General features: G+C 52.6%; 19 protein-coding genes. 4 read left to right on the top strand and 15 right to left on the bottom strand.

Translation table 11 applies throughout. From position 1 onward, the window contains the following. Positions 1-205: 205 nt before the first annotated feature. A complete protein-coding gene (locus tag K1718_RS13965; RefSeq protein ID WP_152501493.1) occupies positions 206-610 on the top strand; it encodes a globin family protein in 405 nt (134 codons plus the stop codon). A 72-nt stretch (positions 611-682) separates the two neighbouring features. Here K1718_RS13965 and K1718_RS13960 read toward each other — a convergent pair whose 3' ends face one another. The 13 genes from K1718_RS13960 to K1718_RS13900 form a co-directional block, all read right to left on the bottom strand. Further along, positions 683-1,297 carry an ATP-dependent Clp protease proteolytic subunit gene (locus tag K1718_RS13960; protein ID WP_152501492.1) on the bottom strand — a complete coding sequence of 205 codons (615 nt, stop codon included), beginning with the start codon at positions 1,295-1,297 and terminating at the stop codon, positions 683-685. A 186-nt stretch (positions 1,298-1,483) separates the two neighbouring features. Further along, on the bottom strand, positions 1,484-2,305 hold the full coding sequence (locus K1718_RS13955) for an adenylate/guanylate cyclase domain-containing protein (RefSeq protein ID WP_265682088.1): 822 nt from the start codon (positions 2,303-2,305) through the stop codon (positions 1,484-1,486). A gap of 149 nt (positions 2,306-2,454) precedes the next feature. Then, complete coding sequence (locus tag K1718_RS13950; protein WP_265682090.1) at positions 2,455-2,859, bottom strand: ACT domain-containing protein; 405 nt, start codon at positions 2,857-2,859, stop codon at positions 2,455-2,457. A 12-nt stretch (positions 2,860-2,871) separates the two neighbouring features. Next, a complete protein-coding gene (locus tag K1718_RS13945) occupies positions 2,872-3,447 on the bottom strand; it encodes a GNAT family protein (protein WP_265682092.1) in 576 nt (191 codons plus the stop codon). 119 nt (positions 3,448-3,566) lie between these two features. Further along, on the bottom strand, positions 3,567-4,256 hold the full coding sequence (locus tag K1718_RS13940; protein ID WP_265682094.1) for an SDR family NAD(P)-dependent oxidoreductase: 690 nt from the start codon (positions 4,254-4,256) through the stop codon (positions 3,567-3,569). A 92-nt stretch (positions 4,257-4,348) separates the two neighbouring features. Further along, complete coding sequence (locus K1718_RS13935; RefSeq protein WP_265682096.1) at positions 4,349-5,254, bottom strand: hypothetical protein; 906 nt, start codon at positions 5,252-5,254, stop codon at positions 4,349-4,351. Positions 5,255-5,476: 222 nt separating this feature from the next. Then, the gene (locus K1718_RS13930) at positions 5,477-5,860 is read right to left on the bottom strand and encodes a cupin domain-containing protein (RefSeq protein ID WP_265682098.1); all 384 of its coding nucleotides are present in this window, start codon (positions 5,858-5,860) and stop codon (positions 5,477-5,479) included. A 22-nt stretch (positions 5,861-5,882) separates the two neighbouring features. Continuing rightward, positions 5,883-7,055 carry an isovaleryl-CoA dehydrogenase gene (locus K1718_RS13925; RefSeq protein WP_152501486.1) on the bottom strand — a complete coding sequence of 391 codons (1,173 nt, stop codon included), beginning with the start codon at positions 7,053-7,055 and terminating at the stop codon, positions 5,883-5,885. Positions 7,056-7,079: 24 nt separating this feature from the next. Further along, entirely contained in the window at positions 7,080-7,532 is a 453-nt protein-coding gene (locus K1718_RS13920; RefSeq protein ID WP_265682102.1) for a GNAT family N-acetyltransferase, read from the bottom strand. A gap of 1 nt (position 7,533) precedes the next feature. Further along, positions 7,534-7,977 (bottom strand): PaaI family thioesterase, encoded by a 444-nt coding sequence (locus K1718_RS13915; RefSeq protein ID WP_265682104.1) that lies wholly within the window; start codon positions 7,975-7,977, stop codon positions 7,534-7,536. Further along, a complete protein-coding gene (locus K1718_RS13910; protein WP_152501484.1) occupies positions 7,978-8,379 on the bottom strand; it encodes a MerR family transcriptional regulator in 402 nt (133 codons plus the stop codon). A gap of 89 nt (positions 8,380-8,468) precedes the next feature. Continuing rightward, a complete protein-coding gene (locus K1718_RS13905) occupies positions 8,469-9,179 on the bottom strand; it encodes a glycoside hydrolase family 25 protein (RefSeq protein WP_265682106.1) in 711 nt (236 codons plus the stop codon). Positions 9,180-9,236: 57 nt separating this feature from the next. Beyond that, a complete protein-coding gene (locus tag K1718_RS13900) occupies positions 9,237-9,662 on the bottom strand; it encodes a VOC family protein (protein ID WP_265682108.1) in 426 nt (141 codons plus the stop codon). Between the two features lie 341 nt (positions 9,663-10,003). On the opposite strand from K1718_RS13900, the gene K1718_RS13895 reads away from it, so the two are divergent. Further along, complete coding sequence (locus K1718_RS13895; protein WP_265682110.1) at positions 10,004-10,816, top strand: type 2 periplasmic-binding domain-containing protein; 813 nt, start codon at positions 10,004-10,006, stop codon at positions 10,814-10,816. Positions 10,817-10,858: 42 nt separating this feature from the next. Here the strand turns inward: K1718_RS13895 and K1718_RS13890 are convergent, their stop codons facing one another. Further along, a complete protein-coding gene (locus K1718_RS13890; protein ID WP_152501480.1) occupies positions 10,859-11,284 on the bottom strand; it encodes an organic hydroperoxide resistance protein in 426 nt (141 codons plus the stop codon). A gap of 143 nt (positions 11,285-11,427) precedes the next feature. On the opposite strand from K1718_RS13890, the gene K1718_RS13885 reads away from it, so the two are divergent. Further along, a complete protein-coding gene (locus K1718_RS13885; protein ID WP_265682112.1) occupies positions 11,428-12,156 on the top strand; it encodes a MarR family winged helix-turn-helix transcriptional regulator in 729 nt (242 codons plus the stop codon). A 29-nt stretch (positions 12,157-12,185) separates the two neighbouring features. Here the strand turns inward: K1718_RS13885 and K1718_RS13880 are convergent, their stop codons facing one another. Further along, positions 12,186-12,791 carry a TetR/AcrR family transcriptional regulator gene (locus K1718_RS13880; RefSeq protein WP_265682117.1) on the bottom strand — a complete coding sequence of 202 codons (606 nt, stop codon included), beginning with the start codon at positions 12,789-12,791 and terminating at the stop codon, positions 12,186-12,188. 49 nt (positions 12,792-12,840) lie between these two features. Here K1718_RS13880 and K1718_RS13875 point away from each other — a divergent pair, with 49 nt between their 5' ends. After that, entirely contained in the window at positions 12,841-13,281 is a 441-nt protein-coding gene (locus tag K1718_RS13875) for a DUF1330 domain-containing protein (protein ID WP_265682119.1), read from the top strand. Positions 13,282-13,316 lie beyond the last annotated feature (35 nt).

The raw sequence follows: 13,316 nt of genomic DNA, 5'->3' as shown, positions 1-13,316 counted from the left end.
AAAAGACTGACACACAAACTCGACATTCTGCGCCGAGCCAGGAGCCCATTTGCCGAAATTACTTCCAACGAATGCCAGCACGATTCAGCAGAGTTTCATTGGAATTTTTCGCAAAGGGAATAATCGTGATCGGAGTCACAGGGTTTTGAAATCAATTGAGGCAATCTCTAGGCATCAATTCGAAGGCTTAATCGAGGATAGCCAGATGACACTCTATATGAAACTTGGTGGACGTAAGGCAGTCATGCAGGCAATGCCGCGTCTGAAGCAACGTCTGGAACAGGATGAATGCTTCGATCTCTCCGGTTTCCGTGAAGAGTTCGAGCGTTCCGATGACCTGACAGAATTCCTGATTTTCCTGTCAGGAGGTGCGCCGTTCTATGATGGAAAGCCCGTGTGCGAGCTGCTCTCGCCAATCTGCACCTGCTCCGACCTCTACGCCCGGTTCGTCGATCACCTGGTCGGCGCATTCTTTGGCGGCAAAGCCGGCACGGGAGACGAAACTGAATTTCGGAGACTGCTGGACCGCTTGCGTCCGCAGGTTCTCAGCCCGAAACCCGTTGCTCCGGTGCTGGTCTATTCGGTCGAACCGGAAACGCTGAGCGCTTAAGGCGCACTTACAAAACAAAACGCCGGTGGAACCATCCACCGGCGTCCTGAGAAAGTTTCCTTCAGAGCTTGATCAGCCCAGCTCGTCCACGCTGGTCACGACCTTTCCGACAAGACCATAGTCAATGCCCTCTTCCGGGCTCATCCAGTAGTCGCGATCCGTGTCCTTTTCGATCCGGTCGATCGGCTGGCCAGTTGCATCAGCGAAGATCTTGTTCAATCGATCACGCATCTTGATGATTTCCTTGGCCTGGATCTCGATATCCGTTGCCATGCCGCCGGCACCACCGGACGGTTGATGCAGGAGAAAGCGCGTGTTCGGAGTACAAAACCGCTTGTCCTTCGGCACGGACACGTAAATCAGGGCACCTGCGCTGGCGACCCAGCCCATTCCCAGTATCCGCACCTCAGGTGCTACAAACTTGATGGTGTCATGGATCATGTCGCCCGATTCAACGTGGCCGCCAGGCGAAGAAACAATCACCGTAATCGGATCGTTCGAGACCTGTGCAAGGGCAAGCAAACGGGAACAGACGTCGCGGGCCATTTCCTGTGTCACCGGGCCGGTGATCAGAACTGTGCGCGCTTCGAACAGATGCTTGTCGACTTGGATCGACTGCTGGCTCTTGGCTTTGTCCTCGTCATCATCGTCGAGGCGTGCAGGCACCGTGGTCGAATAGTTTTTCATGCGCAGGATTAAGCTCCCTTGGCTGTTGGGCCGGTTGAACCGGCGTTTTCAACGGACGATGGCCACAAGTCCATCATCCCGGCATTAAGTCATGTGTATGCGAAGTCTGGGGCACTCGCAAATGATGTGATCCTCAATAACGTGAAAAGAGTTATCAGAAAGGCAACGGCGGACCAGATCGATGCCTCAGTCTCCACGTGGAAGTTGGCTGTCAATCGCCTTTTCCCTGCGTCCGACAACGAAGTGCCAGACAAGCATGACTGCAAAGGGCAAGGATGGCCAGACGAACCATAGTGTGGACAACCCCGACGTCAGAAGATTGAGAATGAAGAAAAACCCGATCATGAACACACAGCTGCGCACTTTTCTCGGTTGCGCGCGCAACCAGCGCCGTGCCTGCTCGAAACCGTTGGCAACGGCTTGCGTATCCTTGTCCCAATTGGGTCTATCCGATGTTGAACCGGGACTGTCGGCCTCGTCTGCGTTTTGAGCAGTCGTGCTTTCCTGCGGCGCATTACGTCCTCCCATTCGAACAGAATAGGTTTCAACCGGATCAGCGACGTTCTTGACTTGTTGTGGGCCAAGCGGTTCAAAGCCGAGCGCCATTTTTGTTTTGACCTGATCGTAAACCGACTGCGACAGCATTATCCCGCCCGTGGGCGCAATTTCCTGAAGGCGCGCAGCGACATTCACTCCGTCCCCATAGATGTCATCGCCCTCGACCATGATATCGCCGAGATTGATGCCGATCCTGAATTCCATTTTGTTCAAGTCGGGCAGTTCGGAATTGCGGTGCAAAAGTTCGTTCTGGATGTCGACCGCGCATTGAACGGCTTCCAGAACCGAAGTGAACTCGATGATGACGGCGTCACCCCAGGTATTAACAATCCGGCCGTTGTGGCGCCCTGTCATGGATGACATAACAGACCTATAGGCCTTCAGCCGATCCAACGTGCCATCCTCATCACGCGCCATCAGCTTCGAATATTGCGCAACGTCTGCGCACATGATCGCCGCCAGACGCCGCTTCACCCGTTGCATCATCTTACCCCTGATTGCTCAAGCTTAGGAATGGTAAGCCGAAGGTCAAATTGCAAGGGAAAATCCACTCAGGCTCCAAATGACCGGCCATTGGCCGCAGCCAGCACTGTTCCAGTCTATTCACCGCCAGCAAGATCCCTCAAGACTTCCAATGCATCTTGAGCGCGTTCTGCAGGGACAAAAACGTGATCATGGAAATAGGCGGCAACGACATTGGCCGGAATGGCTTTTTCTGCCAGGGCCGCAGAAACGGCAGCTGTCAGTCCAACAGCTTCCAGCGACGAATGAACCGTCAGCGTGATCCTCCGGTACCACTCAGCATCGGCCAATCCGAGCTCGCGAGCACGTTCAACGGGAAGAATCGCCGTCGTCCCTTCCGTTTCGGAAAAAAGCCCTATTGGCTCATATTGTGCGAGATCCCCTGGTGCCCTGGCTTCAAATGTACAGAAAACATAGGGCTCAGGATCGAGCATCGGACGCATGTGCGAAATCAACGCACTCAATTCGGTCTCGCCTGGCATGTCGCCTCCAGTTCAAGTTAAACAAAGCCGCAACAGAGGTCGGCGCGGGCTACGTCGGGCGACTTCTTCAAAACCACAGCGGCGGAAAACGGATGCAATTCCAACAAAGCCCTCGCCCCATTGCAGAGGCTTGTCAGCCTCTATCGGGCAAGCATCCAGATAGTGTGCTCCCTTGCTTCTGGCATAAATTGACGCTGCCGTTATGAGTTGGAACATCAAACCGCTGTTCCGGAATCCCTTTCGAACAAAAAAGCATGTCAATGCATAGGTTTTTCCAATCTGGTCAGGCGTATCCTCTTCAAGAGGGCGAGTGGTCCGGCTCAACTGGAACCGAACATAGTTTTCGCGAGGTCCTACCGCGACCCAGCAAATCGCCGGTTTGTCGTGATAACCCAACAGCCCGGGTTCAGATCCAGTCGAGACCCTGTTGTGGAAGGCATCTCGACGTTCTTCGCGTGCCATGGCTTGCCAGTCTTTCGCTCGTAAGAGCGGCCACATACACCAGCAACCGGAGTTGGCTCCTTTTTCCGGTCCGAACAACTCGACGAGGTCGTCCCAGCGGTCTGGCGTTAGCGGGCGAAATTCCATCTCATTGATCACCTTTATTGCAATCGGTTGAATCGCAAGAAGAACATGAAATGCGCAGCACCTGCAACGTTCATAGACTTTTTGAATTCAATTTGACTAACGCTCGAAAAACAAACGATTTACCAGGGAATTCTCTCGCCCCGGTAGTCAAAAAAACCGCCATTTGCCTGAGGTTCGAGCGATCTCAGAACCGTCAGGATCTTCACGGCAGCTTCATGGGGAGTTTGAACGTCAAGACCCGTTTTCGCAAATCCGTCGGTCAATGGCGTTTTTACCGTACCAGGGTGCAAGGCAACGCATATGGCGTCCGGCGCTTTGCGCGAGATTTCAATCGCAACCGTTTTGACGAGTTGATTAAGAGCCGCTTTTGAAGCCCGATAGGCATACCAGCCGCCCAGTTGATTGTCGCCAATAGAGCCAACACGGGCCGACAAAGTTGCAAATACTGACCGCCCCGACCGTGGCAGAAGAGGCAAGAAATGCTTCATTACAAGTGCGGGGCCAATAGCATTGACCGCATAAGCTTCCGCCAAATGCGTCGGATCGATTTCTCGCATACTTTTTTCAGGTCGATTGCCAGACACAGTCAGAGCACCGGTTGCGTCGACAATAAGTCGAATATCACCCTTCTGATCTTTCACCCAATCGGCTGCAGATTTGATAGACGTTTGGTCAAGCAGATCCAATCTTGGCGTGTCCACTCTGTTTAAACCAAGGACAGCGTCATACTGCTGTTCGTCGTAAAGTTTCGTTTGGAGCGCCGAACCGATTCCTCCTCTGGATCCGATGACAACAGCAATCTGTTTCATTTTTGGCCTCTCGTTTTTCGTCCAAAAGACCTACGAAAAAATATCTTGGAAGGATTTGTCGCCGCATACAGAAGCTGTGACCAAGCATAAGATTAGACACCCCGGCGCCCAAACTGCGTGGGTTTGCTGTAGCTCCGTTGAGTACCGTATTGGGAGTGGCTGTTTGTGGCCGTATACGTTTGCCCCGCAGCTACTTGCGGTTTAGGCAGTTTTGGGGCTCCAGGACTCAGATTTCTCTGTATGCCGCAAACACCGACATAGACAAATGCGATGCGCCAAACAAAGTACCAGATGTATTCGAGTGGGCTGGCAACAAATTGCTTCAAGGTAAATGTTTCTGGCTTCGCTGGATCATACTTGAGATCAACATATTTGTTGCGTTTCAAAGTTGTGTAGGTCGTATAGGAGACACGCTTTGTTCTTGTAAATATTTCACCGTCCGGCCCAGGAAATGAGAACGTTGCAAGATAGCTTGGTGTTCTCATTGAAACAGAGTCTTGAGCTTTAACGAGACTGTCGACTTTGCCAGTAACCTCTACACCCCAGAAAACTATCGGAATTCTTTTTTGCATATTGCCCGTGCCGCCAACCAAACCAGCTCCGGCAATACCAATTCCAAAGAGAAACACACCAATGGAAGCTAATTTTCCGACAAGTGTATTCGCTTTCCCCTCTTCTTCAGTGGGAAAACCTATTGAAATTCTTCTGTAAATTCCTCTGCCACCAAAGAATAGAAGCCCACCACCAGCAACGACTTGCCCTACGAACATGAGAACGAACAATGCGAAGACGCCCGGCCCCGGTAGTTGGACATCGGACTTTTCGATGATATTGCCAACCAATTCAGTCCGAGGATCCAAACCGATACCGTTGAGCATCAAATACATCACTACGCCCTGAATCAGTTTCGACATTCCTTGAAACAACAGAAGCAGGCCTAAAACGACCCCAATTAGACCGGCAAACAAGTCTAGGCTGTAGCGTAATAGTCGATCCATAGTGCACCCCTGCAATTGAGATGCTACCCATACGCAAAATTCAATTAAAAGAGACTGAATTAAAGAACTGCAATCATAACGATTATCGACAGATCGGCCGCTACACCGTTGAAATCAAGCGACCATTGGGCGCACTTGTTACTCGTGAAGTCTGCAGAAGGAAACGACCTGCCTAATATTCAAAAGTATGCCCGACCGATAATCCAACCACCCGCAAAATACTCAAATTGTGGGCTGCCATGCCCCCTCGACAAATTCTGCTTCATCGTCTCCCGGCCAGGGTGGCATCGAAATACAAATGAACTTCAAAGAAACCGAACCAGTCGCGCGGTACTGAAAGGCCGTCCCGGAGGGAATATCAATCGATACGCCCGGCTCCAGATCGACAACAATCTCCGTTGCACCGGATTTTCGCCAGATCTGTCCCTGTCCCTCAAGAATGTGCCAGAATTCGCTGACTGTGTTGTGCTTGGTCGCCCTGTTTATTTGACCGGCAGGGACCGTCGAGTGGATCATATTGCCGGTCGGACCATCCATAATAAAGCGGTTATCGGCTCCAGCAGGAGACTTGGCATCCGCCGTGACCGGCAACCGTGTACATTTCATTGATCCACTCCTTGGCGAAGCCTCAGGTCGTTTTGTTGAAGATCTCGCGGCCAATCAACATGCGGCGGATTTCAGAAGTTCCCGCCCCGATTTCATAAAGTTTCGCATCACGCAGCAAGCGGCCGGTCGGATATTCGTTGATATACCCGTTTCCACCAAGCAATTGGATGGCATCCAGCGCAATTTTCGTCGCATTTTCAGCAGCATAAAGGATTGCACCAGCAGCGTCTTCGCGCGTTGTTTCACCGCGGTCGCACGCCTTGGCGACCGCATAAACATATGATTTTGTGGCGTTCATGGTCACATACATATCCGCGACCTTGCCCTGAACGAGCTGGAACGTCCCGATCGGTTGTCCGAACTGCTCGCGTTCATGAACGTACGGGATAACGACATCCATCGCAGCCTGCATGATACCGACCGCGCCAGCGGCCAGGACAGCGCGTTCGTAGTCAAGGCCAGACATCAGGACATTGACGCCCTTTCCGACTTCTCCCAGCACGTTTTCTTCTGGCACCTCACAATCCTGAAACACCAATTCTCCGGTTTCAGAGCCACGCATGCCCAGCTTGTCCAGTTTTTGGGCGACCGAAAAGCCCGGAAATTCTTTTTCGACCAGAAAAGCTGTGATGCCCTTCGGACCGGCATTTGCATCCGTCTTGGCATAGATGATCATTGTTTCGGCCGAAGGCCCGTTTGTGATCCACATCTTGGATCCATTGAGGATGTATTTGTCGCCCTTCTTGTCAGCGCGCAATTTCATGGACACCACGTCTGAGCCGGCCCCCGGCTCCGACATTGCCAGTGCCCCCAGATGCTCACCAGTGACAAGTTTCTCCAGATACCGCTTTTTTTGGTCGTCGCGCCCCCAACGTCGCAGCTGGTTCACACAAAGGTTGGAATGCGCTCCATAGCTCAGGCCGATCGAGGCGGAAGCCCGACTGACTTCTTCCATTGCGATGCAGTGCTCAAGGTACCCGAGCCCCGAACCGCCCCATTCCTCTTCGACCGTTATACCGTGCAGGCCAAGCTCTCCCATCTCCGGCCAGATCTCTCGCGGAAACCAGTCTTCGCGATCTATCTTTTCAGCCATCGGTGCAATGCGATCCTGGCTATAGGAACGGACAGTATCCCGCAGCATGTCGGCAGTTTCGCCCAAGTCGAAGTTAAATCCCGGAAAGTCGTTACGGATCATTGTTTTACCTCCCTGGCTCCCGATCTATCGAGAGCGGTCATAACGGACGAAATCGCTCAGGTCGCCAATACGATCGTAGAGGAGACGCGCGCGTTCATTGTGATCATGTGTGTGCCAATAGACATTGCCGCTTGCTCGCGGCTCGGCATCCGCTGCCGCATAGACTGCTTCAATCAGCTTACGGCCAGCTCCGCTTCCACGAAGCGTGGGAGCGACGAAAAGATCTTCCAGGTAGCAAGTCATCTGCGACGACCATGTGCTGTCGTGGAAAAGATAGTGAACAAGGCCAACCATTGTGTCGCCTTCAAAGGCCACCAATGCTCTGTGACCATTTTCGGAAAGTAACCGTTCAAGCAGGTCGTCGGTCACCTCCTGAGCAAGGTCTTGCTGATAGAATTCAAGATAGGCCAGCCAAAGTGCACGCCAGGCGGATTTATCCGCGGGCTGAAGCGGCCTGATCGTCAGGGTGTGCATCATATCAGTCTTTCACGCCCGAGACGCTCATCAAGGTGAAAAGACCCGTGGCGACATGCACCTGTGTGCCGTCGTCCAGCCCGTAGACATCGGATCGCGCAATTGTCAGGGTTCTCCCCGGCTTGATCACTCGGCCTCTGGCGAGCAGCACCGGTTGGTCCGCAGGATTCAGCAGATTGATCTTGTACTCGCTCGTCAGAACACCCGCTTCAGGCGGAAAAAGCGTCAAGGCCGCATACCCTGCCGCACTGTCTGCAATCGACGATGTCGCGCCAGCGTGGAAATAGCCGTGCTGTTGCGTCAGATCAGGCCCAAGGTCCAACTCAAGATCGACACCACCCGGCGCAAGATGAACAAGCCTTGCACCGATAAACGCCATGAAATTCTGAGCGCTGAAACTGTCGCGAACTCGGGTTTCCCAATTGTGGTCTCGTGGTCTCAGGTCCATTCAGGCGTCCTCCGATGCCGCACCGGCACCAAGTTCGCTTATCCTTGTGCGAGCCCCGGCTTCCACCTCGTCCAGCTCCAACAGGGTCAACTCGATGTCGCGCTGCTTTTCCAGCAGCTCTTCGCGCCGCGCTTCAATCTTGTCCAGAAGCAATCGCAGCTGTCCGGTCTCACCCGGCGCACTGGCATACATCTCGATCATCTCCCGGATTTCATTCAGCGAAAATCCGAGGCGTTTTCCACGCAGGATCAATTTGATGCGGGTTCGATCGCCAGGCGTATAAAGTCGTTGCCGTCCGCGCCTGGTTGGTGACACCAGGCCTTGCGCCTCGTAAAAACGCAAAGTTCGGGTGGTTATGTCGAATTCCTGGGTCAGTTGCGTAATCGTGAAATAGCGCTGCATGGCTGCTCCTCGTTGGAGCGCACAGTTCAGTCTTTTTACGTTAAAGTCAACATATCTATTTTATGATATATTTTTCATAGAGATAACAACTAGATCTTTAGGTCTTCAAGTGTCAATTCGCTGTTCAGGACATTCAAATCAACATCCCCGGATATCCCCTCAACAGACCCTCTGTTGTGGAACTGCCAGATCGTCCAATCCTGCGTATAGGCTGGTGAGTGCCAGATGGATCGCGTCCACAGCCGGCGATTAAGGCCCTGCCCTTTCAGATAGGTGCGGTAGAAGTCCTCCGGCGCATAAAAGAGCACCTGCTTTCCAACGACCGCTTCCACCGCGTTTGCAAAATCACTGACTTCACGAAGCACTTCTTCAACGGGCGGGCGCCGGGCACAATTCCCGGTAAACTCCAAATCCACCATCGGAGCGAGCATATCCGGCGCTTCCGGCAAGACACTCAAGAAGTTGTCCGCCTGCTCCTTGCCCGGTTTGCAAAGACTGAAAAAGTGATATCCGCCTCTTTCAAGCCCCGCAGCCCCAGCTGCCGCCCAGTTCCTGGCAAATGCGCTGTCCTTGAAGTCACCACCCTCGCTTGCCTTGATATAAGCAAAGGCGACATTATCGTCCGCGACCTTTGTCCACTCTATGGCTCCCTGATGGTGGGACACGTCAATGCCGCGCACTGGGAAGTCATCCTGATCCGGTTCCCAATTCATGAAGAAAAACGCTGCTCCGACAATCGAAATAACACCGCCGACCACAACGTAGAACAACGTGCGCAAAATCGCTTGCAAGAATTTCATTTCATTATCCGGTTGGTTCGATCACGCATGTGCACCAATACGCTTGAGACCCTAATTTCATGCTAAGAAATTTGGCCAGAGCGGAGCGCTTGCCAATTCAAGAACATTCCCGTCCGGATCACGGAAATAGAGACTGTGGCCACCTGCAGGCCAGGTGACCTCACTTATGATAAGCGTGCCTGTTTCCTGCAAATAACTGCGCCAGGCGTCCATTTCGTCCGAAGCAATCTTGAAAGCGAAATGACCATGGCCGCTGGTGTCGTGACCTGGCACGGTCCCGCCCCTGGTTTCAACATCATCACCAGTGTGACCCCGGTGAAACACCAACAGTGTCTGAGCCGGGCCTGCGTCATAGGCATAAAGCCGCTCGCCGGCAACCATTCGCTTCAATCCAAGAACTTCGGAATAAAAGGCATGTGCCGCATCCATGTCGTCAACGTAGACTGCTGTCTCCAAAATTCCAGCTATCGCGGGCCTCTTCATCAACAACCACCCTTCCGGGACATTTAACACTGCACATTTCGACAGTAGAAATATTGACAGATAACAAGTATATTCAACCCAAAAACAACTGCAAGATGCAATTCACAAGAAAAAATAAACAATCAGATAAGATTATGTAACGAAATTCAATTGCAATTCACACAGCGTGCGTGACAAACTTTACTTAAACGGGACGGAATCAAGAGCAAGTTGCTCTTGCTTTGAATTCAAAAACATCGGGTCTGATATCCTTGTCGATCAGAAAACAAGTCAACTTCTTCACAATACTCTTCACCGGCATCAGCATATTAATAGCTTGGATAGCAACAGCACATGCGGCAATGACCGTTACCGTGCAAGGACCTGAATCTCCCGCCGACAAGCGATATGAATACGACCGCGCAGTCATCGAACTGGCCTTGACCAAAACTCGGGCAAAATACGGTGACTTCAAAATCCAAAACACGCCCGTCGGTCAAAACTCGAAGCGGGCCCTGATCGATGCTTCAAACAACAAATACGCAAATTTCATCATCAAGTTTTCAATGAACAATGATTTGCCGGACAGCCTGACCGCAATCCCCTTTCCCGTGGATCTTGGCGTCGTTGGGTATCGTGTCGCCTTTGTATCCGAGAAAACCAAGTCGGCGCTTTCGAAAGTCAGGACGCTAGAAGACCTCAAGGAATTTGAGGTTCTTCAAGGGCTAGGCTGGCTCGATACACGAATTCTGGAACATCACGGCTTCCAGGTCAGGACAGGCGCGGAATACGAGGCCATGTTTTCAATGGTCGCGCTGGGTCGCTCGGATCTGTTTTTGCGCGGTGCAAATGAACTCCTCAACGAATGGCAGTCCCATCTCGAAATAGACGGCCTCGCGTATGATGAGGCTGTTTCTATCTACTATCCGCTGCCACGTTTTCTCGTGACATCAAGCGAAAACGAGGAACTGATCGCTCGGATACAGGAGGGATTGCATCTTGCTCACGAGGACGGGTCGTTGCTCAAACTCTGGGACCAAAAGTACCGGGCCAGCGTTGATTTCGCCAAGTTGGACAAACGCAGGATCTTCCGATTGAGCAACCCCTTTATCGAAGGGCTCGACCCGTCCTGGCAAAAGTTTGTGTACCAGGTCGGGCCAGACCTTACCCAATAGCTGTTTTTGAGCGCGCTTTTTGAGTGCGTGATCCACGCACCGTCAGACGACCGTCAGCTTGACATCGATATTGTTGCGGGTGGCGTTGGAATAGGGGCAAACCTGGTGCGCCTTCGCAACCAGATCTTCGGCAGCTTGCCGCTCCAGACCGGGCAGCGATACTTCCAGTGCAACTTCAAGACCAAATCCGCCTTCTGAACGCGGACCTATACCCACCGTTGAGGTGATTGCGGTTTCGGCAGGGATCGCAATCTTGTCCTGCCCGCCGACAAACTTCATCGCGCCGATGAAACATGCGGCGTAGCCTGCGGCAAAAAGTTCTTCAGGATTGTTTCCCGCACCCCCTGCACCGCCAAGCTCCTTCGGTGTTGCAAGCTTGACTTCGAACGACCCGTTCAAGGTCTTCGCGGATCCGTCACGTCCGCCTGTCGCCTGCGCTTTGGTTTCATAGAGAACTTCCACTGTCATCTGCTCGTACCTTTGATTAGCAAGACTTGAATATTAATATCGCAAACGTTTTTATCGTGCACGATATAATTTATGCACATATAGGCAATGACACATGTCGTCAACAGCTTGCGATCATATCGCGCACGATTTATAAACCGCACATGAACGAAACGACCGACCAGATGTCTCTTCTGGATGCAATCGGAATGACTGCAGCTGAAGAGACCAAAAAACCAAAAAAGAAAGCGCCTTCCTCCAAGAAAAAAGCGCAACCGAAAAACGCCAAAGAATCAAAAAAGAAACGCGAAGACATCGCGGAAAAGTCTGCAGGGCCTCAGCAGGAAAACAGCGAGAGCTCCCCGGCCCGCGACCTGCAAGAAACGGCCGGAAGCAACGGCCTGCCGCACACTTCTGACGAACCGACTCCTGTCGCAAACGATCCCATCGGAAGCGACCCAATCACGCTCGACAAATACATTTGCTTCGCGCTCTATTCGGCCAATCACGCCATGCACGGCGTCTACAAGTCACTGCTGAAGGAAATCGGACTTACATATCCGCAGTTTCTTGCAATGACGGTGCTCTGGGAAACCAACAATGTACCGGTCGGAGCCATCACAGCTAAACTTCAGCTTGACACCAACACGCTGACCCCGCTGCTGAAACGGCTTGAAGCCATGGGACTGGTCACCCGGACACGCAACGTCAAGGACGAACGTCAGGTCATTCTGAAATTGACGCGCAAGGGACGCGCCCTTGAGAAAAAAACCGAACATTTCGGTTCGTGCATTTTCGCGTCAACAGGCTTGAATCTTGAAGAAATAGCAGATCTTCAGTCCAGGATCATGAGGCTACGAGACAACTTGCGCGGCAATGACACAAACTCCTGACATCTTTCAGGAAGTCTGCTCTCGGAATATCAGACAGGCCTTGTTGTCGGGCGCAACAAGGCCTGACAAATCGTTCGCATCAGAACGTCTTGAGCAACGCCCCTTTGCCAACCGCAATCCTGCGTCAGCAGTCCCCACATCTGAACACTGAAAGACGCCCACAAATACTCTGAGGCTTCCTTGGCGGACCAGGTCGGTTGCAAAGCCCTGTCTTGTTCCAGGGTTCGCGTGAGTTCAAGCAGCCATTCGCGCAGTTCCGACATCCGGTCCTCCCACGCAAGAGAAGCGTCTTCGTCGGTCGCTCTGAGGCGTATCAGGTCGGTCGCAACGGGAAATATTTCCTGAACAAACTGGATCCAGACACTGATGGTTGCCTTCAGGCGTTCTTCAGGGTCCGCTGTCTTGAACGCAGAAAACAATTTCGCTTCGATATCAAGCCGCTCGTCAGCCCTGCGCACCAATGCCAGGATCAACCCACCTCTTGAGCCGAAGTGGTCGTAGACGGATTGACGGCTGATGTCTGAAGCCTTCGCTATTTCAGCAATCGAGACCTCTGCCCCCCTTTCTGAAATCAGAGTCCAGGCGCTGTCGAGAATTTCAGTGCGGGTTCTCTGCACCCTAGATTGACTTGACACGTGTAAAGTTTCCTGCAATTTGACACATGTAAAGTTATGGAGATTGCACATGAACGTCAACCAACAGGTAACTCAATTCACGTCCTGGTATGGATCGGGCAGCGACGGTGCTTGCCCAACCGAAAACCAATGGTCTCAACTCCTGGATAGGCCAGCCGATCACCCCGTCACCCTGATCAACTTCTTCAAATTACGGCCCAAAGCCGAATATTCCGAGGGCCAAACCGGGTCGACCGGTCAGGAGGCCTTTTCAGACTATGCTTCTGTCAGCATGCCGGCCATGGAGCGAGCTGGCGGGAACTTCCTATACGTTGGCCCCTATCAGGGAATGTTCATGGGTGAAGACGAAGACTGGGACCTGATCGCCATCGGGTCCTATCCGAACCTCGATGCGTTGATCGCGCTCTATTCCGACGAAACCTATCGCGGCGCATTTCACCACCGCACGGCCGCCTGCGAACGCCAGAAAGTCCTGGTATGCGGTGACTGAGAGAGAAAGGCTGCGCTCGAACGAACGCAGCCTTT

It is taken from the genome of Roseibium porphyridii, from assembly GCF_026191725.2.
Classification (GTDB): Bacteria; Pseudomonadota; Alphaproteobacteria; order Rhizobiales; family Stappiaceae; genus Roseibium; species Roseibium porphyridii.
This window is presented reverse-complemented; position numbering and strand designations above follow the sequence as displayed.

Bases quoted from the DNA above. Each gene is read 5' to 3' on its own strand.
- K1718_RS13915 (WP_265682104.1), bottom strand. From the start codon at position 7,977: ATGGACCTGAGACCACGAGACCACAATTGGGAAACCCGAGTTCGCGAC.
- K1718_RS13960 (WP_152501492.1), bottom strand. From the start codon at position 1,297: ATGAAAAACTATTCGACCACGGTGCCTGCACGCCTCGACGATGATGAC.
- K1718_RS13955 (WP_265682088.1), bottom strand. From the start codon at position 2,305: ATGTGCGCAGACGTTGCGCAATATTCGAAGCTGATGGCGCGTGATGAG.
- K1718_RS13965 (WP_152501493.1), top strand. From the start codon at position 206: ATGACACTCTATATGAAACTTGGTGGACGTAAGGCAGTCATGCAGGCA.
- K1718_RS13905 (WP_265682106.1), bottom strand. From the start codon at position 9,179: ATGAAATTCTTGCAAGCGATTTTGCGCACGTTGTTCTACGTTGTGGTC.
- K1718_RS13910 (WP_152501484.1), bottom strand. From the start codon at position 8,379: ATGCAGCGCTATTTCACGATTACGCAACTGACCCAGGAATTCGACATA.
- K1718_RS13950 (WP_265682090.1), bottom strand. From the start codon at position 2,859: ATGCCAGGCGAGACCGAATTGAGTGCGTTGATTTCGCACATGCGTCCG.
- K1718_RS13925 (WP_152501486.1), bottom strand. From the start codon at position 7,055: ATGATCCGTAACGACTTTCCGGGATTTAACTTCGACTTGGGCGAAACT.
- K1718_RS13940 (WP_265682094.1), bottom strand. From the start codon at position 4,256: ATGAAACAGATTGCTGTTGTCATCGGATCCAGAGGAGGAATCGGTTCG.
- K1718_RS13875 (WP_265682119.1), top strand. From the start codon at position 12,841: ATGAACGTCAACCAACAGGTAACTCAATTCACGTCCTGGTATGGATCG.
- K1718_RS13885 (WP_265682112.1), top strand. From the start codon at position 11,428: ATGAACGAAACGACCGACCAGATGTCTCTTCTGGATGCAATCGGAATG.
- K1718_RS13920 (WP_265682102.1), bottom strand. From the start codon at position 7,532: ATGATGCACACCCTGACGATCAGGCCGCTTCAGCCCGCGGATAAATCC.
- K1718_RS13890 (WP_152501480.1), bottom strand. From the start codon at position 11,284: ATGACAGTGGAAGTTCTCTATGAAACCAAAGCGCAGGCGACAGGCGGA.
- K1718_RS13935 (WP_265682096.1), bottom strand. From the start codon at position 5,254: ATGGATCGACTATTACGCTACAGCCTAGACTTGTTTGCCGGTCTAATT.
- K1718_RS13900 (WP_265682108.1), bottom strand. From the start codon at position 9,662: ATGAAGAGGCCCGCGATAGCTGGAATTTTGGAGACAGCAGTCTACGTT.
- K1718_RS13945 (WP_265682092.1), bottom strand. From the start codon at position 3,447: ATGGAATTTCGCCCGCTAACGCCAGACCGCTGGGACGACCTCGTCGAG.
- K1718_RS13895 (WP_265682110.1), top strand. From the start codon at position 10,004: ATGACCGTTACCGTGCAAGGACCTGAATCTCCCGCCGACAAGCGATAT.
- K1718_RS13930 (WP_265682098.1), bottom strand. From the start codon at position 5,860: ATGAAATGTACACGGTTGCCGGTCACGGCGGATGCCAAGTCTCCTGCT.